The organism is Methylobacterium sp. A52T, assembly GCF_053346095.1.
Genome location: NZ_JBKFBI010000023.1, coordinates 1 through 22,188, shown reverse-complemented (window position 1 = coordinate 22,188; position 22,188 = coordinate 1). Strand labels below are relative to the sequence as shown.

21 protein-coding genes and 1 pseudogene are annotated in these 22,188 nt (G+C 71.5%); 18 read left to right on the top strand and 4 right to left on the bottom strand.

Translation table 11 applies throughout. The features are described 5' to 3' along the window. The 5 genes from ACLBYE_RS08330 (at nt 1) to ACLBYE_RS08310 (ending at nt 4,627) form a co-directional block, all read left to right on the top strand. Nucleotides 1–702, top strand: coding sequence for a substrate-binding domain-containing protein (locus ACLBYE_RS08330; RefSeq protein ID WP_447693800.1), 702 nt, complete (start codon nt 1–3; stop codon nt 700–702). A gap of 98 nt (nt 703–800) precedes the next feature. Next, entirely contained in the window at nt 801–1,052 is a 252-nt protein-coding gene (locus ACLBYE_RS08325; RefSeq protein ID WP_210186920.1) for a type II toxin-antitoxin system ParD family antitoxin, read from the top strand. Next, nucleotides 1,049–1,339 carry a type II toxin-antitoxin system RelE/ParE family toxin gene (locus tag ACLBYE_RS08320; RefSeq protein WP_447693799.1) on the top strand — a complete coding sequence of 97 codons (291 nt, stop codon included), beginning with the start codon at nt 1,049–1,051 and terminating at the stop codon, nt 1,337–1,339. Before ACLBYE_RS08325 ends, ACLBYE_RS08320 begins: the two co-directional genes overlap by 4 nt. A 151-nt stretch (nt 1,340–1,490) precedes the next feature. Then, nucleotides 1,491–3,122 (top strand): ABC1 kinase family protein, encoded by a 1,632-nt coding sequence (locus tag ACLBYE_RS08315; RefSeq protein WP_020093008.1) that lies wholly within the window; start codon nt 1,491–1,493, stop codon nt 3,120–3,122. 269 nt (nt 3,123–3,391) lie between these two features. Then, nucleotides 3,392–4,627: a sensor histidine kinase gene (locus tag ACLBYE_RS08310; protein ID WP_447693798.1), complete on the top strand. Its 1,236-nt coding sequence runs from the start codon at nt 3,392–3,394 to the stop codon at nt 4,625–4,627. 21 nt (nt 4,628–4,648) lie between these two features. Here the strand turns inward: ACLBYE_RS08310 and ACLBYE_RS08305 are convergent, their stop codons facing one another. Then, a complete protein-coding gene (locus ACLBYE_RS08305; RefSeq protein WP_447693797.1) occupies nt 4,649–4,990 on the bottom strand; it encodes an Hpt domain-containing protein in 342 nt (113 codons plus the stop codon). 468 nt (nt 4,991–5,458) lie between these two features. Here ACLBYE_RS08305 and ACLBYE_RS08300 point away from each other — a divergent pair, with 468 nt between their 5' ends. The 8 genes from ACLBYE_RS08300 to ACLBYE_RS08265 all read left to right on the top strand — a co-directional run bounded on the left by ACLBYE_RS08300 (nt 5,459) and on the right by ACLBYE_RS08265 (nt 13,815). Continuing rightward, the gene (locus ACLBYE_RS08300) at nt 5,459–7,246 is read left to right on the top strand and encodes an ABC transporter ATP-binding protein (RefSeq protein ID WP_447693796.1); all 1,788 of its coding nucleotides are present in this window, start codon (nt 5,459–5,461) and stop codon (nt 7,244–7,246) included. Further along, nucleotides 7,243–7,566, top strand: a complete 324-nt coding sequence (locus ACLBYE_RS08295) for a low molecular weight protein tyrosine phosphatase family protein (protein ID WP_447693795.1) — start codon at nt 7,243–7,245, stop codon at nt 7,564–7,566. The genes ACLBYE_RS08300 and ACLBYE_RS08295 overlap by 4 nt, the downstream gene beginning before the upstream one ends. 178 nt (nt 7,567–7,744) lie before the next feature. Next, nucleotides 7,745–8,524 carry a YfdX family protein gene (locus tag ACLBYE_RS08290; protein WP_447693794.1) on the top strand — a complete coding sequence of 260 codons (780 nt, stop codon included), beginning with the start codon at nt 7,745–7,747 and terminating at the stop codon, nt 8,522–8,524. 72 nt (nt 8,525–8,596) lie between these two features. Continuing rightward, a complete protein-coding gene (locus tag ACLBYE_RS08285; protein ID WP_447693793.1) occupies nt 8,597–8,950 on the top strand; it encodes a hypothetical protein in 354 nt (117 codons plus the stop codon). A 118-nt stretch (nt 8,951–9,068) separates the two neighbouring features. Then, on the top strand, nt 9,069–9,272 hold the full coding sequence (locus tag ACLBYE_RS08280) for a hypothetical protein (protein ID WP_020093001.1): 204 nt from the start codon (nt 9,069–9,071) through the stop codon (nt 9,270–9,272). Between the two features lie 226 nt (nt 9,273–9,498). Then, a complete protein-coding gene (locus tag ACLBYE_RS08275) occupies nt 9,499–10,962 on the top strand; it encodes a sensor histidine kinase (protein ID WP_447693792.1) in 1,464 nt (487 codons plus the stop codon). Then, complete coding sequence (locus ACLBYE_RS08270) at nt 10,947–12,347, top strand: sigma-54-dependent transcriptional regulator (protein ID WP_447693791.1); 1,401 nt, start codon at nt 10,947–10,949, stop codon at nt 12,345–12,347. The genes ACLBYE_RS08275 and ACLBYE_RS08270 overlap by 16 nt, the downstream gene beginning before the upstream one ends. Nucleotides 12,348–12,495: 148 nt before the next feature. Beyond that, nucleotides 12,496–13,815 (top strand): MFS transporter, encoded by a 1,320-nt coding sequence (locus ACLBYE_RS08265; protein ID WP_447693790.1) that lies wholly within the window; start codon nt 12,496–12,498, stop codon nt 13,813–13,815. Nucleotides 13,816–13,843: 28 nt separating this feature from the next. On the opposite strand, the gene ACLBYE_RS08260 is transcribed toward ACLBYE_RS08265, so the two are convergent. Further along, entirely contained in the window at nt 13,844–14,086 is a 243-nt protein-coding gene (locus tag ACLBYE_RS08260) for a hypothetical protein (protein WP_447693789.1), read from the bottom strand. A 169-nt stretch (nt 14,087–14,255) separates the two neighbouring features. Between ACLBYE_RS08260 and ACLBYE_RS08255 the strand changes: the two genes are divergently transcribed. From ACLBYE_RS08255 to eda, 3 genes are all read left to right on the top strand, one after another. Next, on the top strand, nt 14,256–15,377 hold the full coding sequence (locus ACLBYE_RS08255) for an asparaginase (RefSeq protein ID WP_100251831.1): 1,122 nt from the start codon (nt 14,256–14,258) through the stop codon (nt 15,375–15,377). A 343-nt stretch (nt 15,378–15,720) separates the two neighbouring features. Then, on the top strand, nt 15,721–17,547 hold the full coding sequence (gene edd / locus ACLBYE_RS08250) for a phosphogluconate dehydratase (RefSeq protein ID WP_447693788.1): 1,827 nt from the start codon (nt 15,721–15,723) through the stop codon (nt 17,545–17,547). A gap of 22 nt (nt 17,548–17,569) precedes the next feature. Then, a complete protein-coding gene (gene eda / locus ACLBYE_RS08245) occupies nt 17,570–18,196 on the top strand; it encodes a bifunctional 4-hydroxy-2-oxoglutarate aldolase/2-dehydro-3-deoxy-phosphogluconate aldolase (protein ID WP_447693787.1) in 627 nt (208 codons plus the stop codon). 153 nt (nt 18,197–18,349) lie between these two features. Here the strand turns inward: eda and ACLBYE_RS08240 are convergent, their stop codons facing one another. Both ACLBYE_RS08240 and ACLBYE_RS08235 read right to left on the bottom strand, forming a co-directional pair. Further along, nucleotides 18,350–20,461, bottom strand: coding sequence for an ABC transporter ATP-binding protein/permease (locus ACLBYE_RS08240; protein ID WP_447693786.1), 2,112 nt, complete (start codon nt 20,459–20,461; stop codon nt 18,350–18,352). A 148-nt stretch (nt 20,462–20,609) separates the two neighbouring features. Then, nucleotides 20,610–20,927, bottom strand: a complete 318-nt coding sequence (locus ACLBYE_RS08235; protein ID WP_026604902.1) for a hypothetical protein — start codon at nt 20,925–20,927, stop codon at nt 20,610–20,612. Between the two features lie 291 nt (nt 20,928–21,218). Here ACLBYE_RS08235 and ACLBYE_RS08230 point away from each other — a divergent pair, with 291 nt between their 5' ends. Together ACLBYE_RS08230 and ACLBYE_RS08225 are read left to right on the top strand one after the other, a co-directional pair. Continuing rightward, nucleotides 21,219–21,851, top strand: a complete 633-nt coding sequence (locus ACLBYE_RS08230; RefSeq protein WP_447693785.1) for a 2OG-Fe(II) oxygenase — start codon at nt 21,219–21,221, stop codon at nt 21,849–21,851. An 88-nt stretch (nt 21,852–21,939) separates the two neighbouring features. Continuing rightward, a pseudogene (locus tag ACLBYE_RS08225) lies at nt 21,940–22,188 on the top strand (peptidase inhibitor family I36 protein); the annotation flags it as partial.

Below are 22,188 nucleotides of genomic sequence, written 5' to 3'. Positions count from 1 at the left end.
ATGCCGAACGAGCGACCCGAGACACGCCTCAAATGCGCCCTGGTGGTGCGCGGCGCTTTCGACGCCCACGTCGTCCCGGCCTTCGAGGCCGCGGGGGGCCGGACGGCGATCCACTGGGCGCCGACAACCGTCATCATGAAGACCCTCGCCGAGGGCGAGACCGCCGACGCGGTGCTCGTCCTGTCGGACGCCATGGACCGGCTCGTCGCCGAGGACCGCGTCGAGCCCGAGAGCTGGGTCGACGTGGTGCGCTCGCGCTACGGCATCGCCGTCAAGGCCGGGGCTCCGCATCCGGACATCGCGACCGTCGAGGCGCTGAAGCGCACCCTGGTGGAGGCGCGGTCGGTGGCCTACTCGCGGACCGGCGCCAGCGGGATCTACTTCGCCGGCCTGCTGCCGCGGCTCGGCCTGGCCGACGCGGTGAACGCCCGGGCGACGATCATCCCGCAGGGCTTCACGGCCGAGAAGCTGGTCTCCGGGGAGGCCGACATCGCCGTCCAGCAGATCAGCGAGCTGATGGTCGTGCCCGGCATCGATGTGGTCGGCCCCCTTCCCGACCCGGTGCAGGAGATGACGACCTTCGCGGCGGCGATCCTGCGCGGCGCGGCGGACCGGGACGGCGCGGCTCGGTTCCTCGCCGGGCTGACGACGCCGCAGGCGGCCGAGGCCTACCGGACCAGCGGGCTGGAGCCGGCCTACTGACGGCCCAGTCGTATGGCTGTACCGTCGCGCTTGCAAGAAACCCGCCGATCTTTGACAATCTCTGCCAAAGATCGTCATCCAGCCGGCGGAGGTGCCCCGTGGCCAGCATGAACGTCTCGCTGCCCGAAGCCATGAAGGCCTGGGTCGAGGCGCAGGCCGATACCGGCCGCTACGCCAATGCCAGCGACTACGTGCGCGACCTGATCCGGCGCGACCAGGAGCGCTTGGCCAAGCTCGGCGATCTGCAGCGGCTGATCGACGAGGGGCTGGCGAGCGGCGTCAGCGACCGGTCGGAGCAGGATATCCGCCAGCTCGGGCGGACGCGATTGGCGGCCCGTCCGGAACCATGACCTTCCGGACGACGCCTCGGGCCGATGAGGACATCGCCGAGGCCTATGTGACGGGGGCGCTGCGCTTCGGCGTGACCCAGGCCGAGCGTTACCAGGACGGCCTGTTCGACACCTTCCGCATGCTGGCCGCAACGCCGCAGATGGCGCGCGAGCGGCGCGAATTCACGTCGCCCGTGCGGCTACACCCCTATCGAGCCCACGTGATCGTCCACGTGGTGGACGGGTCCGCCATCCTCATCCTGCGCGTGCTGCACGGGCGACAGGACTGGGAGCGGGCACTGACGTAGGAGTCGAGCCCGCCTCGATACTGGTGGCCGAACGGGTCTGCGGCGGTCTTGTTGCCACCACCTCCGCGAAACCGGGGTTCGCGACCGCAAAAAAGTCCTTATGCTCGTGCTGTCCGGACGCCCAATCCCGTCCGACCGGATCGCTCCATTCATGCTGAAGACAGCCTTCGTTGCCGCCCGCGACCGCCAGCGGCTGTCGGAGATCGCGACGATCCTCATCGGCTTCGGCGTCACCCGCGTGGTGGACCGGCTCGGCCTGCGCTACCTGCCGCTCCTGCCGCGCCGCCAACCCCGGGTCGACGTCACGCGCCTGTCCGAGCCGGAGCGGCTGCGCCGGGCGATCGAGGCGCTCGGGCCGACCTTCATCAAGTTCGGGCAGGTGCTGGCGAGCCGGCCGGACCTCCTGTCGCCGGCCTGGACCGAGGAGTTGCAGAAGCTCCACAGCCAGGTCGTGCCGGTGACGTGGGAGCAGATCGGCCCGCAGCTCGAGCTCGATCTCGGCGCCTCGCCCATGGAGGTGTTCGCCGAGTTCGACACCAACCCGATCGCTTCGGCGTCGATCGCGCAGGTCTACCGGGCGCGGCTGCACTCGGGCGAAGACGTCATCGTCAAGGTGCTGCGGCCGAACCTGCGCAAGATCATCGAGGCGGATCTGCGCCTCATGGCCCACGGCGCCCGCATCGTCGAGAACGAGTGGCCCGACATGGCCCGCTACCAGCCGCGGGAGCAGATGCGCCACCTCGCGGAGGGCCTCAACGGCGAGCTCGACCTGCTCAACGAGGCGCGCAACTGCGAGCTGCTGGCCCAGATCTTCGAGGACCGCGACGACATCGTCTTCCCGAAGATCCACTGGGAGTACTGCTCCGAGCGGGTGCTGGTGCAGGACTTCATCCACGGCATCCCGCCCAACGACGAGGCGGCCCTTCGCGCGGCGGGCATCGACAAGAAGCTGCTCGCCCAGAAGGGCACCGACGCGTTCCTGCAGATGGCGCTGATCGAGGGCGTGTTCCACGCCGACCCGCATCCCGGCAACATGCTGGCCCTGCCCGGCAACAAGATCGGCTTCATCGATTTCGGGATCATCGGGCGGCTGTCGCAGCGGCGGCGCTCGCAGCTGCTCGTGCTGATCGGCGCCATGCTCAAGCAGGACGCCGACGGCCTCATGGCCGTGCTTCTCGACTGGACCGGCACCAGCAACCCGGACCTCACCCGCCTCCAAGTCTCGGCCCAGTCCTTCGTGGAGAGCCACTCGTCGATCCCGCTGAATCTCGGACTGGTGCTGACCGACTTCATGAACATGGCCCGCGAGAACGACCTCGCGATGCCGACCGACCTCGCCATCCTGTTCAAGGGGCTGGTCACCGCCGACGGCGTGATGCGCCACCTCGACCCGAATTTCGACCTGTTCGCCGCCGCCGGTCCCACGGTCCGGGCGAGCATGCAGACGCAGTTCTCGCTCTCCGCCCTCAAGCAGAAGGCTGAGGCCCTGGGCGTCGGCCTCTACGGCGCCGCCTCGGAGCTGCCGACCCTGATCCACCTGATGCTGGTGCGGCTGAAGCAGGGTCGCGTCACCGTCGAGATCGAGGTGAAGGGCCTCGACAAGGTTACCCGCGGAATCGAGCGCGCGGCCGCGCGGGTCGCCGTGGCCCTGGTGGTGGCGGCCTTCGCCACGCAGCTTGCGCCCCGCCTCATCGATCTCGGCACGCCCGTCTTCGTCTCGATCGGATTGATAATTTTTATCCTCGGGATCGGCTGGCTCGTGCTGCTGATGCGAAACAAGTAACCGTCTTCGCAACCGCACAGGGCTCCAACATAAGTTTTCATCTGCAGGCGAATACCGAGCTGATTTGATTATCCTGCGCGCCATGCTAGCGTGAGACATCCAACGATTCGCTCGGCTGCGGGCGGGGAACCGGCACCAGAAGCGGTCTGAACCGCCGGTGCGGCCCTGCCATCGACATCCGTTGCCGCACCGCGCGGTCGGGGACCTCCGGCGGCGCGCCGCGCACGGGCGCCCCGTCGGGATGACGAGGGGGGGGGCGGGCGATGGAAATGGACATCGTACGGCCGCGGATCGACGGGGCGGAGCGCCGCGTCGAGACGCTCGAGGCGGAGAACATCCGCCTGCGCAGCCTGCTCAGCCAGGCGACCGCCCAAGCCGACTGGGAGCGGCAGCGGAGCCGCCGGCTCGGCCGAATCATCGAGACGGCGAGCCGCGTCGAGGCCGGTCGCATGGCGGCCGAGCGGGTCGAGGCGCCCCTCGGGCCGTCGCCCCGCGAACCGGCCGGACTCGGGCTCGAGGCAAGGCCGCGCCCCTCCGGCCGCGCGCGCGCGATCGGCCTGCCGCAGGCCCCCAACGACTACCTGGAACTGCTGGACCGCGACGGGCGCCTGATCACCGCCAGCGAGGACGGTCCGGCCCTGTCCGCCGCCGGGGACGAGGCGGACGCCATCGGCCGGCCCTGGATCGACGCCTGGACGCGCCCCGAGGACCGGGAGGCGGTGGCCGAGGCACTCGATCGGGCCCGGATCGGCCGCCCGAGCCGGTTCCAGGCCCAGTCGGAATCCGGCGGCGCGCTCCGCTGGTGGGACGTGGCCGTCACGCCGATCGGCGCGGCGCCGGACCGGCCCGAGCGGATCCTGGCGGTGTCGCGCGACATCACCGACCAGAAGCTGTCTGAGGCGCGCCAGACGCTGCTGATGCAGGAACTCGCCCATCGGATGAAGAACACCATGGCCATGGTCCAGGCCGTCGCGACGCAGACCATGCGCAACGCGCCGTCGCTGGAGGCGGCCGGCGAGGCCCTGGCCGCGCGGCTCCTGGCGCTCGCGAAGGCGCACGACGTGCTGCTCCAGGGCTCCTTCACCCGGGCCTCCCTGAGCGGCCTGGTCGAGGGCGCCGTGTCGCTCCACGGGGACGGCGTCGCGGGCCGGTTCCGCATCGCCGGCCCCGACCTGACGCTCGGACCGCGGCACGGCATGACCCTGGCGCTGATGCTGCACGAGCTCGGAACCAACGCCGCCAAGTACGGCGCGCTGTCGGTCGCCGCCGGCTGGGTCTGCATCACGTGGAACGTGGCCGAGGCAGAGGGCGGCCAGACCCTCCGGTTCCGCTGGGAGGAGAGCGGCGGACCGCCGGTCACGCCGCCGACCCGCACGGGGTTCGGCACGCGGCTCATCGCCCGCAGCCTCGCCCACAGCTTCGGCGGGACCGCCCACATGAGCTATCCGCGCGAGGGGGCGGTGCTGACCTTCGAGGCTCCCCTCGACGCGGTGATGGTCGCCTGATCCCGACGCGGCTGCGTGGCCCTAGGCGCTCAGCCGGGTCTCCGCCTGCAGATCCCGCAGGGCCGCGACGGTCCGGTCGCGCAGGGTCCTGAGGTCGACCAGCGAGTGGGTCAGATCGTCGCCTGCCATGGCCGATTCCTCGAGGCCGCGGCAGGCCCGGGACAGCTCGGCGCAGCCGAGCATGCCGGACATTGAGACCAGCGTGTGCGCCTCGCGGCCGTAATCGTCGTTCGCGCGATCTGGTCCCTCGAAGGCGGTGGTGAGGCTGACGACGAACCGCTCGAGGATGCGGACGAGCTTTTCGGTGCCGATCACGGCCGTCAGTTCTTCGAGCGCGTCCCGGTTCACCAGGGAGTGCGACACCGTCGGTCTCCAAGTACGGATCCGCGACAGCGATCCGAGAGAGGCGCGCAACCGAGGCGCCGCACAACGGCCCAGTTTGCAGCGAAGTGTTTACACCGCGTTGCGTCAGCTTTTCAACGAAGCGTGACCGTTCCCCAGGCTTCGCAGGGTTGACCCGGGCGCATGGATCGGCCGTCGCGACTGGCCGAACCTTCGCGATGGGCGTTGCGAATCAGTTCGGGCTCTCATAGCCTCGCGCTCCTGTCGCGCTCGCACCAGGGAGGGAGCTGCATGATCGCTGTGTTTGCCACCCTCCGAGCAGGACTCGTCGGCGCCCCCGCGCGGGTCGGCTAGCCGCTTCCCGCTCTCGCCCGGCCCTGCCGCCCGGCGCTCCTGAACCCGATCCTGCCTGATCTCGCCGGCGCGCATCGTTCGCGATGGGACGCCCGCGTCACCCGGAGCCGACGCTCGCCCGCGTCGGGCATTCGCATGTCTCTGTCGTCTCCCCGCAAGGCGGACGCGGTCCGTCGCGTCCTGGCCTTCGTCGTCCGCAGCTGGCGCAGGCGCTGGCCCCTCGTCGCCGGTCTCACCGGCGCGATCACGCTCGCCACCCTGGCGGAGGTGCTGCTGCCGCTCTTCGCGGGCCGCTTGGTCGACGCGCTCTCCGGGAGCGACCGCCGCGCGGCGCTGGACGCGGCCTGGCCGGCCTTCCTGGCGATGACCGGGCTCGGCCTCGCCACCGCGCTGCTGCGGCACGTCGCCTGGAGCCTCGTGGTGCCGCTCTCCCTGCGTACCATAAGCGACCTCGTCGGCAACGGCTTCGCCCGCGTCCAGCGCCTCTCGACCGAGTGGCACGCCAACACCTTCTCGGGCTCCACCGTCCGGAAGATCTCCCGCGGCATGTGGGCGATCGACGGGCTCAACGACACGCTGCTGCTGTCACTGCTGCCCGCGCTCGTCGTCCTCGTGGGCACGGCCTTGGTCCTCGGCCTGCACTGGCCGACCCTCGGCGCGACGGTCGCGATCGGCGCGGGCGCCTATGTCGGCGCGACGGCACTGCTCGCGACCCGCGTCATCGCGCCCGCGGCCGCACTCTCGAACGCCCTCGACACCCGCCTCGGCGGCGCGCTGAGCGACGCGATCGGCAACAACGCCGTCGTCAAGGCCTTCGGCGCCGAGGCGCGGGAGGAGGCGCGGCTCGGCCGCCTGCTGGCGAAGTGGCAGCGGCGGACCCGGCGCACGTGGATGATCGTCACCTGGGGCGGCACCGGCCAGCTCGGGCTGCTGCTCGTCCTGCGCACCGCCATCGTCGCCATCGCCCTGTGGCTGTGGTGGCGGGAGCGGGCGAGCCCGGGCGACGTCGCCTACGTCCTGACCGCGACCTTCGTGGTGCACGGCTACCTCCGCGACATCGGCGGCCACATCAACCACCTGCAGCGGGCCATCAACGAGATGGAGGAGCTGGTCGCCCTGGAGGCCGAACCCGTCGGCGTCGCGGATCGGCCCGGCGCGGTCCCGCTCGCGGTCGCGGGCGGGGCGATCCGGTTCGAGACCGTGCGCTTCCACTACGGCGACCACACGCGGCCCCTCTACGACGGGATGACCGTGGCGATCCCGGCCGGCCAGCGCGTCGGGCTGGTGGGGCGCTCGGGCTCCGGCAAGACGACCTTCGTCAAGCTGATCCAGCGGCTCTACGACGTGTCGGGCGGGCGCGTGACGATCGACGGGCAGGACGTGGCGGCGGCGAGCCAGGCGAGCCTGCGCGCGCAGGTCGCCATCGTGCCCCAGGAGCCGGTGCTGTTCCACCGCTCCCTGGCCGAGAACATCGCCTACGCCCGGCCCGGCGCCTCGGCGCAGGAGATCGAGCGGGCGGCGCGCCTCGCCAACGCGCACGACTTCATCGCGCGGCTGCCGAAGGGCTACGCGACGCTGGTGGGCGAGCGCGGGGTCAAGCTGTCGGGCGGCGAGCGCCAGCGGGTCGCGCTCGCCCGCGCCTTCCTGGCGGACGCGCCGATCCTGATCCTCGACGAGGCGACCTCGAGCCTGGATTCCGAGTCGGAAGCTCTGGTGCAGGAGGCCATGGCGCGGCTGATGCGCGGGCGAACCGCCATCGTCATCGCCCACCGCCTGTCCACGGTGCGGGCCCTCGACCGGATCCTCGTCTTCGATCGCGGTCGCATCGTCGGGGACGGGCCCCACGCCGCCCTGCTGCGCCGCCCGAACGGGGCGTACCGCGCCCTGTTCGAGCGGCAAGCCGACCTCGCGGAGAGCGCGTGAGGATCCTGTTCGTCTGCGGCCGGGCGCGCGCCCGCAGCCCGACCGCGGAACAGATCTTCGCGCGGCTGCCCGGCATCGAGACCGCCAGCGCGGGGGTGTCGCCCGACGCCGACGAGCCGGTGGACGCCGATCATCTCGCCTGGGCTGAGATCGTCGTCGTCATGGAGCGCGCGCACCGGCGCAAGCTGATGCGCCGCTTCGGGGCCGCCATGCGCGGGACCCGCCTCGTCTGCCTCGACATCCCCGACGTGCACGACTTCATGGCGCCGGCGCTGGTGGCGCTGCTCGACGCGCGCGCCGGTCGCTTCCTGCCGCGCTGAACCCCGTCGCGCCGACCCCCGCCGCGCCCGGCGCCGCATTGCGGTTTTTTAATCCTTCGGTCATGCGACCAAATGGTGGCTGATCTATTATCTGAACACGGAATGAATGAGGCCAATGCAGATGAAGGCCTTATCTCCGGCACTAGAGGGAGATATTACTATGTCCTATCGCAAATCTATGGCTGCGGCTCTCGTGCTCACCACAATCCTCGGTGGAACTGCCTACGCGGCGGAGCAGGCCGTCCAGACCAACGGCACGCAGATCAGCGCGAACCAGGCGGCGGTCGACAAGGATGTCGGCAAGCTCTCGAAGGACGGCGCACAGGGCTTCAGAGATCTTCAACTCACCCGCCTCGCGATCTTCGAGGCCAATCCCGGCCAGGCCAAGGACATGATCGCCAAGGCGCAGGCCGCCTTCGCCAAGGCCAAGACCGACGACGCGGTCTTCACCAAGGCCGAGGCCGATCTCAAGTCGCCGGCCGACATGGCCGCCCACAAGGCGACGGCGCCGAGCGACAAAGCCGACACCAAGGCCGACACCAAGACGGCCTCCAAGGAGCAGGTGGCCTGGATCCCGGTCGACGCGCAGCTGACCCTCGGCGACGACTTCGTGGCCACGCCCGCCAAGGCCTCCGCGGTGACCGAGGCGAACAAGAACCTCGCTCAGGGCGACCAGAAGGGGGCTCTGGAGAAGCTCAAGCTCGCCCATGTCGACGTCAACTTCACCATGGCGGTCTTGCCCCTGAACAAGACCATCACCGACGTCGATCAGGCCGCGACGCTGATCAATCAGGGCAAGTATTACGAGGCCAACGCCGCCCTGAAGTCGGCCCAGGACAACATGCGCTTCGACGTGATCGACGCGATCGCGGTGCCCCAGAAGGCGACCGCCGCCACGGCCGACAAGGGCGCGCCGCAGGCCACCGGCACGACGGCGGGTGCCAAGACCAGCAAGTGACCGACCGCTGACGACGGCCGCGCCTGACGGATCTCGGGCGCGGCCCGGTCAGCGCACAGGAGGGAGGGTCGCGTGCGGCGATTCTGGATCTCGACCATCCTGGGACTCGAACTGCTCCTCGGCGGGACCCTGGCGGCCTCCGCCCGGACGGCGGGGGTTCCGGACTTCAACATCCGGGCGATCTGCGCGCCGGAGCACCGGGCGGGATCGACCGCCGTCGACCGGGCGAGCTACCGCGGCTGCCTGTCCGACGAGGCCGCCGCCCGGCGCACCCTGATCAAGCGCTGGGCGACGTTCGACGTGGCGGAGCGCCGGACCTGCGCTACGGAGAGCCAGATCGGCGGCGCCCCGTCCTACGTGGCGATGCTGACCTGCGTGCAGCTCGGAAGCGACGCCCTGCCGATCAACCCGGCTGGCCAGCCCTGAGACGCCAGCCCTGAGACGAGATCAGCCGCGCAACGGATCGCACGTCCGTGATCCGCGCATGAGGAACCGGCGGCATCGCCAAGACGTCCTGCAATGTCGATTGAGTGGAGGAGGCATCATGTTCAAGACTACGGCGCGCGCTGCACTTTGCCTGGCCTGTCTCTGGTCGGTGACGCCGGCCCTGGCGGCCCCGAAGGAGATGCCCCAGGGCAAGCGTGACGAGATGTCGATGAAGGACACCAAGCACGAAGTGGTGATGCAGCGGAAGGAGAATAAGGAAGCCAACAAGAACGTCGACAGCCTCATCACGAACCGCAAGTGAGCGCGCAAGCCGACGACTGATCGATATTACATCCGAGCGGGGCGCCGGACGCGGCGCCCCGCTCCCGGCGGTCCCGGGCCCGGCCCGGGACCGTAAGCCCGCGTCGCCCCGTCACCGTGGGACACGCGCAGTCTCCGCGTGGTCGGGGACCGGGCAATGGCTTAGGAACGGGGTCCGGGCGCGACGCCGCCGCAGGAGCCAGCGCCATGCCGGGTCGGACACCGCCGTGACGGCCTACAGCCTGCGCGCCCGGCTGCTCGCGCTCTGGGTCCTGCTGGTCGCCTCCGCGGCCGCCACCGCCTACCTGATGCTCGGCGTCTACGACCAGTCGACGGGCGTGCAGGTGGCGCAGGCCGATCTCGCGGTCGGGCGGGCCTGCCGCGAGATCATCGACCGGTACGCCGCCCTCGCGCGGGCGCGCGGCAAGGGCGCCGGGGAGGCCGACCTCGTCGGCACCGTGTCGGCCGCTCTGGCGCGCTTCCCGGGCCTCGAGGGCGGAATCTGGAGCGCCGCGCGCGGGTCGGTGGCCTACGCCTATCCGACCTACGAGGGATCCGGGCCGAAGACCGACTTTCCGGCGGCCGAGCGCGACGCCATCGCGGCGCTGAACGCGCAGGCCCTGCGGGTCGACCACGCGGCCTCGGAGCGGCGGCCGAGCCGCACCCAGGTCCTCATGCTCCAGGCCTGCCCGCTGCACGGGCCGGAGGCCGGCCTGACCGCGTGGTCGATGACGCGCGCGCACGTGAACGACGGGCCGACCTACACGCGCTTCCTCGCGGGCCTCGGCTTCCTCGCCGCCACGGTGCTCGGATCGGCCGCGTTCCTGAGCTGGTTCCTGTACGGGTTCTCGGGGCGGATCGCCCGGCTCGAGGCCGCGCTCGCCGCGCCGCGCCCGGACGGCCAGGACCTGCCCCATCTCGACCGCACCGGCGAGCGCGAGCTCGACCGGCTGGTCGACGCCCTGAACGCCGCCGGCGGGCGGCTGCGGGAGGCGCAGGCGCGCATCGTGGCGACCGAGCGCCTCGCCGCCGTCGGCCGACTGGCGGCGAGCATCGCCCACGAGATCCGCAATCCCATCGCGGCGATGCGGCTGAAGGCCGAGAACGCCCTGGTCAGCGGCGATCCGCAGCGCGCGGCCGTCGCCCTCGAGACCGTTCTCGGCCAGATCGCCCGGGTCGACACGCTGCTGCGCGACCTCCTCAACCTGACGCAGGCGCGGCCGCTCAACCGGATGCCCACACCCGTGGCACCGCTCCTGGCCGAGTGCGCGGGCCTGCACGAGGATCTGGCGCGCGCGCGCTCGGTCCGGATCGCGGTCGAGGCCGACGGGCTGCCCGCCGCGGACCATCCGCATCTCGACCGGGCGCAGGTCGCCCGCGCCGTCGACAACCTGCTGCTGAACGCCCTGCAGCACGCGCCGCCGGGCGGGCGGGTCCGCCTCGGCGGCGAGCGGGTGACGGTCGACGGCGCGCTGCGGCTGCGCCTCAGCGTCGCCGACACCGGCGCCGGGGTCGAACCGGCGATCCGCGCCAGCCTGTTCGAGCCCTTCGTCACCGGCCGGCCCGACGGGACCGGCCTGGGGCTCGCGATCGTGCGCGAGATTGCCCTGGCGCATCGGGGCGAGGCGAGGCTGGTCGAGGGCGCGCCGGAGACCACCTTTGTCTTGGATCTGCCATGGCAACCATCCTGATCGTCGACGACGACAGAGCCCTGCGCGACGGGCTCGCCGAGACGGTGACCGATCTCGGGCACACCGCGCTCCCGGTCGCCTCGGGGTCGGAGGCGCTGGCGCGGCTGGGCGAGGGTCCGGTGGCGGCGGTGCTCCTCGACCTGCGCATGCCCGGAGACCTCGACGGCATGGCCACGCTGGAACGGATCCGGGCCCTGCCGGAGCCGCCGCCCGTCACGGTCCTGACGGCCTTCGCGAGCCCGGCCAACACCATCGAGGCGATGCGCCTCGGGGCGCACGACCACCTGACCAAGCCGATCGGCCGGGCCGACCTCGCCGCCGTCCTCGACGCGATGCTGCGCGACGCCCGCTCCGATCCAGTCGGCGCCGCGCCGCCGCCGGACCACCCGGTCCTGATCGGGTCGAGCGCGGGCATGCGGAAGGTCCAGAAGACCATCGGTCTCGTCGCCGACAACGCGTCCACGATCCTGGTCCAGGGCGAGACCGGCACCGGCAAGGAGGAGGTCGCCCGGACCCTGCACGCCTTCTCGCGGCGGCGCGCGCGGCCGTTCGTCCCCGTGAACTGCGCGGCGATCCCGGCCGAGGCTCTGGAGAGCGAGCTGTTCGGCCACGTCCGGGGCGCCTTCGCGGCCGCGACCGCCGACCGCGCGGGCGCCTTCCACGAGGCCGAGGGCGGCACCCTGTTCCTGGACGAGATCGGCGACATGCCGGCGGCGATGCAGGCGAAGATCCTGCGGGTGATCCAGGACGGCGTCGTGACCCCGCTGGGGGGCCGGCCGGCCCGGGTCGATGTCCGCCTCGTGGCGGCGACGCATCGCGACCTGCCGGCGCTCGTCGCCGCGGGCGTGTTCCGCGCCGACCTGTATTACCGGCTGAACGTCGTTCCGATCACCCTGCCGCCCCTGCGCGAGCGCCTGGCCGACATCGTGCCGCTCGCCGAGCACTTCCTGGTCCCTTCGGGCAAGCGCCTGAGCGGCGGGGCCGCCTCGCGCCTGCTCGCCTACGAGTGGCCCGGCAATGTCCGCGAGCTGCGCAACGTCGTGGAGCGCGCCGCCATGCTGGTGCGCGGCGGCGTGATCGCGGCCGAGGCCATCGATCTGCCGGCCGCGCGACCCGACCGCCGCGGCGAGGACGGCGCGGCCGACCGGCTCGCCGGCGACCTGCCCGGGGCCGTGGCCCGCCTGGAGCGGACCATGATCGCGGCCGCGCTCCGCGAGGCCGACGGCAACCGCGCCCGGGCGGCCCGCCGGCTCGGCATCCAGCGGCAGCTCCTCTACGCCAAGATCGAGCGCTACGGCCTCGGCGCGCCGGGCACCGATCTGTCGGAAGAGACGACAGACACTGTCGGGAATCCCGACGCTTCGGCCGGCACCGACACGGCCTGAGGCCCGCACGGGCCGGAGAACCGTTCACATCCCGCGTGAGGCCCGCGCCGCGTGGGAACCGATGGCGCGCGCGGGCGTCGAGCCCCGCGTGCGACGCCGCGGCCCGGATCGGGCCCGCGCCGTCCGTCGGTCGGGGGATCGCGGCAGGATGAACAGCATCGAGACGGGCGCCCGCGGCGCCGGCGGCCGGACACCCTCGGCCAAGGCCCTGCGCGGCCTCGACGCGCTCAACTTCTTCCTCGCCGACGTGCGCGACGGCCTCGGCCCCTACCTCGCCATCTACCTGATCGCCGTGCGCGGCCCGGACCAGGGCTGGAACGAGGCCACGACCGGCCTCGTGATGACCATCGCGGGCATCCTCGGCCTCGTGGCGCAGACGCCCGCCGGCGCGCTGATCGACGCCACCAACCACAAGCGCGCGGTGGTGATCGGCGGCGCCATCGCGGTGACGGCCAGCTGCCTCGTTCTGCCGTTCATCACGAACTTCTACCTCGTCACCGCCACCCAATCGATCGCCCACGTCGCCGGGACGATCTTCCCGCCGGCGCTGGCCGCGATCACGCTCGGCCTCGTCGGGCCGAAGATGTTCGCCAAGCGGATCGGCCGGAACGAGGGCTTCAACCACGCCGGCAATGCGGTCTCGGCCGCCCTGGCGGGCGGGCTCGCCTACTTCTTCGGGCCGGTGGTCGTGTTCTGGCTGATGGGCATCCTGGCGGCGCTGTCCATCGGCGCCATGCTGATGGTGCCGGCCGACGCCATCGACAACGACCTCGCCCGCGGCATGACCGAGGCGGAGGAGCAGGCGCAGGAGAAGCCCTCCGGCCTCGCCACCCTGCTGCAGAACCGGGCGCTCCTGATCTTCGCGGTGCTCTGCGCGATCTTCCACCTCGCCAACGCGGCGATGCTGACCTCGGTGGGCCAGCTCCTGACGCACATCTCGGGCAAGGACCACGCGACCTCGCTGATCGCGGTGTGCATCGTGGCGGCGCAGTGCGTGATGGTGCCGGTGGCGATCTTCGTGGGCGCGAAGGCCGACGTGATCGGCCGCAAGCCGATCTTCCTCACCGCCTTCGGCATCCTCGCGCTGCGCGGCGTCCTCTACACGCTGTCGGACAACCCGTTCTGGCTGGTGGGCGTCCAGCTCCTCGACGGCATCGGGGCCGGCGTCTACGGCGCGCTGTTCCCGATCGTGGTCGCCGACCTGACCCGCGGCGGCGGCCGGTTCAACGCGGCCCAGGGCGCCGTGGCGACGGCCCAGGGGATCGGCGCCTCCTTGAGCGCGACGCTGGCCGGCGTGATCATCGTGTCGGCGGGTTACTCGACCGCCTTCCTGGCGCTGGCGGCGATCGCGGCGCTCGGCTTCGTCCTCTACTTCGCCCTGATGCCCGAGACCCGCGGCACGGTGCGCGCAGGCAGCGAGCCCGAGAGCGGCGCCGGCATGCCGCCGGCCGTGCCGGCGAGCGCCTGAGCGCGCAACTCCAACCCCGGTGCCCCCCTCAGGATGCGGCGGCCAGCTCCGGCGCTGCTTGACCCGGTACGACCTCGCCCGCCACGACTCCGCCCGGCACGGTCGCCTCGGGCGGGGCCTTGCGCGAGACGTAGTAGATGTCGACGGCGCGCCAGAACGCGCCCTGCTCTTCCGTCGAGCGGCGCGCGAGGGAGGTCTCGAGGATCGACATCGCGGCCCGCGCGGGCTCGCTCCGCTCGAGTTCCTCGAGCAGGCCTGCGAGATGCAGCATGGGATCTATCTCCGAGCGGACAGCAACCCCACCAACGCCCGAGCTTGCGTAACGATCCGTCGCGCCCTGCACGTCGGCGCCCTGCATGATCCTTGCCTCGGGCCGGGGCGCGGCTACCATCCCCGCGTCGAGTCCGACTCGCTCTCCCGTCAACCGTCGAGGATCTCCGATGTTCTCCTGCCGAAGCGGCGCGGCTCTTCCCCTGCGCGGAGCGGTCTTCGCCCTGGCCCTGGCCAGCGGATTCGGGGCGGCGCCCCTCGTCGCCCGCGAGATGCCCGAGGCCGGCACGGCCGCCGCGGCGAAGAAGCCGAACGTCGTGATCCTCGCCACCGGCGGGACGATCGCGGGCGCCGGCGCCGACGCCGCCAACAGCGCCACCTACACGGCCGCCAAGGTGCCGGTCGACAAGCTGATCGCCGCCGTGCCGCAGGTGAACACCATCGCGAACGTCCGCGGCGAGCAGGTCTTCCAGATCGCCTCCGAGAGCTTCACCGACGCCCAGCTGGTCCAGCTCGGCAAGCGCGTGTCCCAGCTCCTGAAGCAGGACGATGTCGACGGCGTCGTGGTCACGCACGGGACCGACACGCTGGAGGAGACGGCGTTCTTCCTCGACCTCGTGGTGAAGAGCGATAAGCCGATCGTGGTGGTCGGCTCGATGCGGCCCGGCACGGCGATCTCGGCCGACGGCGCCCTCAACCTGCTCGACGCCGTCACGGTCGCCGCCAGCAAGGAGGCGATCGGCCAGGGCGTCACCGTGACGATGAACGACTACATCCAGTGCGGCCGCGACGTGAACAAGCGGACCAACATCGTGCCCAGCGCCTTCTACAGCCAGTGGGGACCGCTCGGCATGGTGGTCGAGGGCAAGACCTACTTCTTCCGCTCGCTGACGAAGCGGCACAACATGAGCTCCGAGTTCGACATCGACCAGATCGACAGCCTGCCGCTGGTCGGCATCGTCTACGGCTCGGGCAACATGATCCCGGGCGTCTACGACGCCGAGCTCCAGGCCGGCGCCAAGGCGATCGTCAACGCCGGCACCGGCAACGGCTCGGTCCCCGGCTACCTCGTCGACAAGCTGAAGGACATCCGCTCCAAGGGCGCCATCGTGATCCGCTCGTCGCGGGTCCCGGACGGCTTCGTCCTGCGCAACGCCGAGCAGCCCGACGACAAGTACGACTGGGTGGTCGCCCACGACCTCAACCCCGCCAAGGCCAAGATCCTCGCCGCCGTGGCGCTCACCAAGACCAGCGACACCAAGGAGCTGCAGCGCATCTTCTGGGAGTACTGAGTCCGGGGACGCGCCGGGTCCCCGAGGCTCGACCCCGTCCCGAGGCGCGCGGTCGCCGTCTTCGCGAGCGGAGCGAAGCGATCCAGGGTCGCGCTGCCCTTGGTCACGTCGCTCCGCTCGTGACGACGATGCGGCCGGCCTCGTTCGAAGGCGATCGCGACCGTGGCCCTGGACTCGGGGTCTCCCGGGCCGGCGAGCGGAGCTCATAGCCTCCCCGGCGCCCGGCCCGGGTTACATCCCGCGGCGCACCCCTTAGATACCGGCCACCGACGCGGGCGCGCGGCCGATCCCGACTCGCGGCCTCGGCCGCGCGCCCGTCGGCACCGAGCCTGGAGGAACGAGCATGACCGAGCTTCATCCCGAGGTCGCGGCGGTCACCGAGCGCGTCGTGGCGCGCTCCCGCGAGACCCGGCGCGCCTATCTCGACCTGATCGCCCGCGAGCGCGAGGCGGGGGTCCGGCGCGGGAAGCTCGCCTGCGGCAACCTCGCCCACGGCTTCGCGGCCTCCGGCGAGGACAAGGCGGCGATCCGCGACGAGCGGACGGTGATGAACATCGGCATCGTCACCGCCTACAACGACATGCTCTCGGCCCATCAGCCGTACGGGCGCTACCCGGAGCAGATCAAGCTGTTCGCCCGGGAGCGCGGCGCCACCGCGCAGGTCGCGGGCGGCACGCCGGCCATGTGCGACGGCGTCACGCAGGGGCAGAGCGGCATGGAGCTGTCGCTGTTCTCCCGGGACACGATCGCGCTCTCGACCGCGGTCGCGCTGAGCCACGGTATGTTCGACGGCGCGGCGCTGCTCGGCATCTGCGACAAGATCGTGCCGGGCCTGCTGATCGGGGCGCTCCGCTTCGGCCACCTGCCGACGATCCTGATCCCGGCCGGGCCCATGCCGTCGGGCCTCGCCAACAAGGAGAAGCAGCGGATCCGCCAGCTCTACGCCGAGGGCAAGGTCGGCCGGGCGGAGCTGCTCGAATCCGAGTCGGCCTCCTACCACGCGGCCGGGACCTGCACGTTCTACGGCACCGCCAACTCCAACCAGATGATGATGGACATGATGGGCCTGCATATGCCGGGCGCGTCCTTCATCAATCCCGGCACCAAGCTGCGCCAGGCCGTGACCCGGGCGGCGATCCACCGGCTCACCGAGATCGGCGGCGCCGGCAACGACTACCGGCCGCTCGGCCTCTGCGTCGACGAGAAGGCGATCGTCAACGCCGCGGTCGGACTCCTCGCCACGGGCGGATCCACCAACCACGCGATCCACCTGCCGGCCATCGCGCGCGCGGCCGGCATCGTCATCGACTGGGAGGATATCGACCGCCTCTCCAGCGCGGTGCCGCTGATCGCCCGCGTCTACCCGAACGGCGCCGGCGACGTGAACCACTTCCACGCCGCGGGCGGCATGAGCTTCGTGATGGCGGCCCTGCTCGACGCGGGCCTCCTGCACGACGACATCCTGACCGTGTCGGGCCAGACGCTGCGCGACCACGCCCGCGACCCGAAGCTCGACGGCGAGGAGCTGGTCTTCGAGGACGCCGTGCCGGAGAGCCTGGACGACACGATGCTGCGCCGGCCGGGCAACCCGTTCCAGCCCGACGGCGGCATGCGGCTCGTGAAGGGCAATCTCGGCCGGGCGACGTTCAAGACCAGCGCCGTCGAGGAGCACCGCCGCACCATCGAGGCCCCGGCCCGGGTCTTCTCCGACCAGGACGAGGTGCTGAAGGCGTTCAAGGCCGGGGAGCTGGAGCGCGACGTCGTGGTCGTGGTCCGGTTCCAGGGCCCGAAGGCGAACGGCATGCCCGAGCTGCACAAGCTGACCCCGCCGCTGGGCGTGCTGCAGGACCGCGGCCACCGGGTCGCCCTGGTGACCGACGGGCGCATGTCGGGGGCGTCGGGCAAGGTCCCGGCCGCCATCCACCTGAGCCCCGAGGCGCTGGGCGGCGGCTCGATCGGGCGGATCCGCGACGGCGACGTCGTCCGCCTCAGCGCGGCCGACGGCCTGCTGGAGGTGCTGGTCGACGAGGCGGAACTCGCGGCCCGCCCCGAGGCCGAGGCGCCGGAGCCGGCGCAGGGCACCGGGCGGGAGCTGTTCGCGTTCATGCGCCAGGGGGCCGACACGGCGGAGCGGGGCGCCTCGGCGATGCTCGCCGCCGCCGGCCTCTGAAACCGAGAGGGAGTTGCCGACCATGAACGATCTGACCAGCATCGACGCGCTGATGCGCTCCGTGCCCGTCATTCCGGTCCTGGTGATCGACGACGCGGCGCAGGCGCGGCCCATCGCCGAGGCCCTGGTGAAGGGCGGCCTGACCGCCCTGGAGGTCACCCTGCGGACCCCGGCCGCCCTCGACGTCATCCGGGAGATGACCCGGGTCGAGGGCGCGGTGGTGGGCGCCGGGACGGTGCTCAACCCGCGCGATCTCGAGATGGCCCTGGCGGCGGGGGCCGAGTTCATCGTCTCGCCGGGCCTCACCGAGCCGCTGACCGACGCCGCCAAGGCCAACGGCGTGCCCTACCTGCCCGGCGTCGCGACGGCGGCCGACATCATGCGCGGCCTCGACCACGGGCTCGACCGGTTCAAGTTCTTCCCGGCGGAGGCCGCGGGCGGGATCAAGGCGCTGAAGGCGCACGCGGCGGTGTTCGGCGCGGTGCGGTTCTGCCCGACGGGCGGGATCACCGAGCTGAGCGCCCCGGACTGGCTGTCGATCCCGTCCGTGCTCTGCGTCGGCGGCAGCTGGGTGGTGAAGCCCGGCACGGCGGATCCGGCGGCGATCGAGCGGGCGGCCCGGGCCGCCGCGGGGTTGCGGACGGCTTGAGCCCCGCAACCGCCGTCCTTGCGAGCGGAGCGAGCCGGGGCCGCGCCACACCTTCAGGATGTCGCGCTGCCCTGGGTCACTTCGCTGCGCTCGTGATGACGGAGAGGGCACGGCCCCCGCCCCGCAGAGTGAGGTGGGAGCTGTTGCAGCCCCTCACTCCGCCGGCAGCGGCTGCCTCTGCACCCGCGGGACGAAGACACCGCTCTCCGGCTCGAGCGCGATGCGCCGGTCGTGGAAGGCGTCCAGCGTCGAGCGGTGGCCGATCGACACGATCGTCGTGCCGGGGAGCTGCTCGCGCAGCATCCGGTAGAGGGCGGCCTCGGAGGGCTCATCGAGGGAGGCCGTTGCCTCGTCGAGGAACAGCCATTCGGGCTTGGCCAGCAGCGCGCGGGCGATGGCGAGCCGCTGCTGCTCGCCGCCCGACAGCCGCCGCTCCCAGGTGTCGCTCTCGTCGAGATGGTCGACGAGGTGGGCGAGCTGGGCGGCCGTCAGGGCGTCCCGGATCGCCGCGTCCGAGAACTGGTCGGTGGTGTTCGGGTAGACCACGGCGCCGCGCAGGGTCCCCTGCGGAATGTAGGGCCGCTGCGGCAGCAGCAGGGCCGACTGCCCGGCGGGCACGTCGACCCGGCCCTTGCCGAACGGCCAGATCCCCGCGATCGCCCGGAACAGGGTCGACTTGCCGGAGCCGGAGGGGCCCGTGACCAGGGTCGCGCCGCCGCGCGACAGGGTCAGCGCGTCGGCGGTGACGATCGGCTTCCCGTTCGGCAGGGCGAGGACCAGATCGCGCGCGGTGACGTCGCCGGTGGTCTCGTTGCCCTGGACGAGACCGTAGCCCGCCGACTCCAGCGCCTCGGCCTTGGTCATCGCCCGGCGGAAGGAGCCGAGACGGATGGTGTTGGCCTTGTAGGCCGCGAGCGTCGTGTACGAATCCACGAAGAACGAGAGCGAGCTCTGCACCTGGCTGAAGGCCTGGGAGGTCTGCTGGAGCGCGCCGAGCGTGATCTTCTTGGCGAAGAAGGACGGGGCCGCCAGCACCATCGGGAAGATGACGCTCGCCTGCCGGTAGCTGAACGTGAAGGCGATCAGCTTGATGCGGCGGAAGATGATCCCGACGTAGTTGTCGATCACGCTGTGGAACAGCGTCGAGAGCCGCGAGGCCTCCGCCCGCTCGCCGCGCAGCAGGGCGATCTGCTCCGAGTAGATGCGGTTCCGCGCCAGCGCGAAGCGGAAATTCGCCTCGACCTGCTCCTGCCGGAAGTCCAGCCCGATGAGCGGCCGGCCGATCAGGTGGGTGAGCCACGTGCCGACCACCGCGTAGGCGATCACCAGCCAGACCAGGAAGCCCGGGATCACCGTGTCGGTGAACGGCACGACGAAGTCGCGCGACAGGGTCCAGAGGATCACGATGAACGACACGAGCTGCGCGGCCTGGCTGAGGAGCCGGATCGACAGCGTCGTGGTCTGCACGATGAAGCTGTTGACGTCGGCCTGGATGCGCTGGTCCGGGTTGTCCGCCTCCTCGTCGGTGAACGGGATCCGGTAATGCGTGCCGTTGCCGAGCCAGCGCTCGTAGAGGCTGTGGGTCAGCCACGTCCGCCAGCGGATGAGCAGCGAGGAATCGACGAACAGATCGAACATGCCGATCGCGATGTTCAGCGTGGCCAGCGGCACGAACACCCAGAGCAGCTGGTACCAGAACGCGTTCGCGTCGTATTCCTGGAGCGAGTTGTAGATGTCGCGGTAGAAGAAGTTGAACCGCAGCGTCAGCGCCACGTCGGCGAAGTTCACGAAGATCGACAGCGCCACGAGGTTGCGGCCGATCCGGCCCTCGGTGGTGCCGAACCAGCGGAACAGGCCGATCTCTTTGGTCGGCTTGTCGCGATTGGCGAAGTACGGGTCGGCGATGTTGGTGATCGCGCGGATCGGCTCGAGATGCGAGATGCCGAGCACGATGGCGGCGAAGACCACCGCGCCGGTGGCGGCGAAGGCCGGAGGGAGCAGCGCGGCGATCACCGGCGGCAGCAGCCCCATGGCGGCGACCGTCTTCGATCCGGCGAGCAGCAGGTAACCGACGCCGTAGACCGAGACGAAGACCTTCAGGTAGGCCGAGATGCCGTTCGAGGCGATCAGGATGCCCGCCATGGCGAAGCCGGCGAGGGAGACGTAGAGCGGCGGGCTCGGGATTCCGGGAAACGCCAGCAGGATCAGCGCGGCCAGGGCCGTGAGCACGGCCTGGATGCCCAGTCCGGTCCTGAGTGCTGCCACCGTCGATCCCCCATCCGTGCGCGCCCGGCCGGGGCGCCGCCGGCGGCCTTGGCCCCGGCAGATGGCCAGATAGTGGCACTCGGCCCGCGCTGTCGCGTGAAACTTTGGTCACGTTCCGGCGGTGCGGCGATTTACGCGGGCGCAGCGGCTACCAGTTCCACTCCTCGAAGCCGGGCTCGCGGCAATGGTAGCCGATCGGGCATTGCGGGTTGTCGCGCGTCGGAGCGAAGCGCAGCTCGGCGATCTCAGCGCCGCTGCACTGGCCGGGATTGCTGACGAACCGCTCCGGCGCCGCCCCGGCGGCGATGATCACGTCACCCTCGTTCTTCACCAGGGCCATCGCCTCGGAGCAGGTCATGCGGGCCGTCATCGAGCCGCGCGGCGGCCGCGACTGCGCACGGGCCTCGACCCCGGCCGCGACGGCGGCGAGGTGGGCGAACAGCAGAGCGAGGGCCAACGGCCTCATCGGGCACGGGTTCCGGTACGCACCCGGGAAGAAAGCCCGCGGGTCTGGCGCCATCCTGCACAAGCGGGCCGCCCGAGACTGTCACCGGAATGCGCCACCGGGCCGCTTTCGCCGTCGGACCGCCGCAATCGGCGGATTAGGAGATTCCGGGATCGCCGGAAGCAGCTGTAGATTTGTGGTCGTGGACGCCTGCGCGGGCGGCCCCGGCACGACGGCTGGACCGGCCCCCCGGCACGCGTCTCCGGCGCCCCGCGTGCCGGCCGACCGGCGCCGGAGCCAAGGGACCCAGCGATGTCCGCTCTCTCGATCCTCGACATCTCCGCCGTGCGCGCCGCGCCCGTCTCCCACGAGCCCTACGCCTACACGCTCGGCAACAACGTCCTGAATCCCGACGCGATCGACGACATCCGGCGCGACTTCCCGGACATCGCCAAGCCCGGCTACCTCACGGTCGACGAGGTCACCCTGAAGGGCCGGTTCAAGGCGCTGATCGACGAGCTGGAGAGCGACGCCTTCTCGAAGATCCTCGGCGAGAAGTTCGGCATCGACCTCGTCTCCTGCCCGCGCCTGACGACCATCATGCGCCGCAGCCAGCTGAAATACGGCTCGATTCACACCGACGGCCCGTCGAAGGTGCTCACCCTGCTCGTCTACATGAACGACGCCTGGGACGCGCCGGCGGCCGGCCGCCTGCGGGTGCTCTACGACGGCCGCAACTACGAGCCCTTTGCGGTGGAGGTCCCGCCGACCATGGGCACGATGTTCGCGTTCCTGCGGGCGGACAATTCCTGGCACGGCCACGAGCCCTTCGAGGGCGAGCGGCGCGTGGTCCAGGTGGCGTGGCTCAGGGACGCGTCGGAGCTGGAGCGCAAGCGCAAGCGCAACCGCACGGCGCAGTTCCTGAAGGGCATCTTCGGCCGCTGAGCGGACGAGAGGGGGGCGGATCATGGGGGCGGTCGTTCTGGCGGAACCGGGCGACGGGGCGCGTTCCGGGTCCTGGCGTCGCTTCGCCTTGCCGACCCTCCTCATCCTCGGCTGGGTGGGCCTGTTCGCCTACAGCGCCGCCTACCTCACCGAGGACCTGCCGTTCCGCCCGTCCCCGCCGGAAGCGAGCCCGTCCGCGGCGGGGTCCGCCGCGCCGCGCGCCGCGCGCCGCGTCGTGATGCTCGACGAGCCCGACCCGCTCACTGCCCCGGCCGAGCCGCCCGGCCAGACCGCCATGGCGGCCTCGCCGGCGCCGGCGGCCCCGCAGACCGCCGCC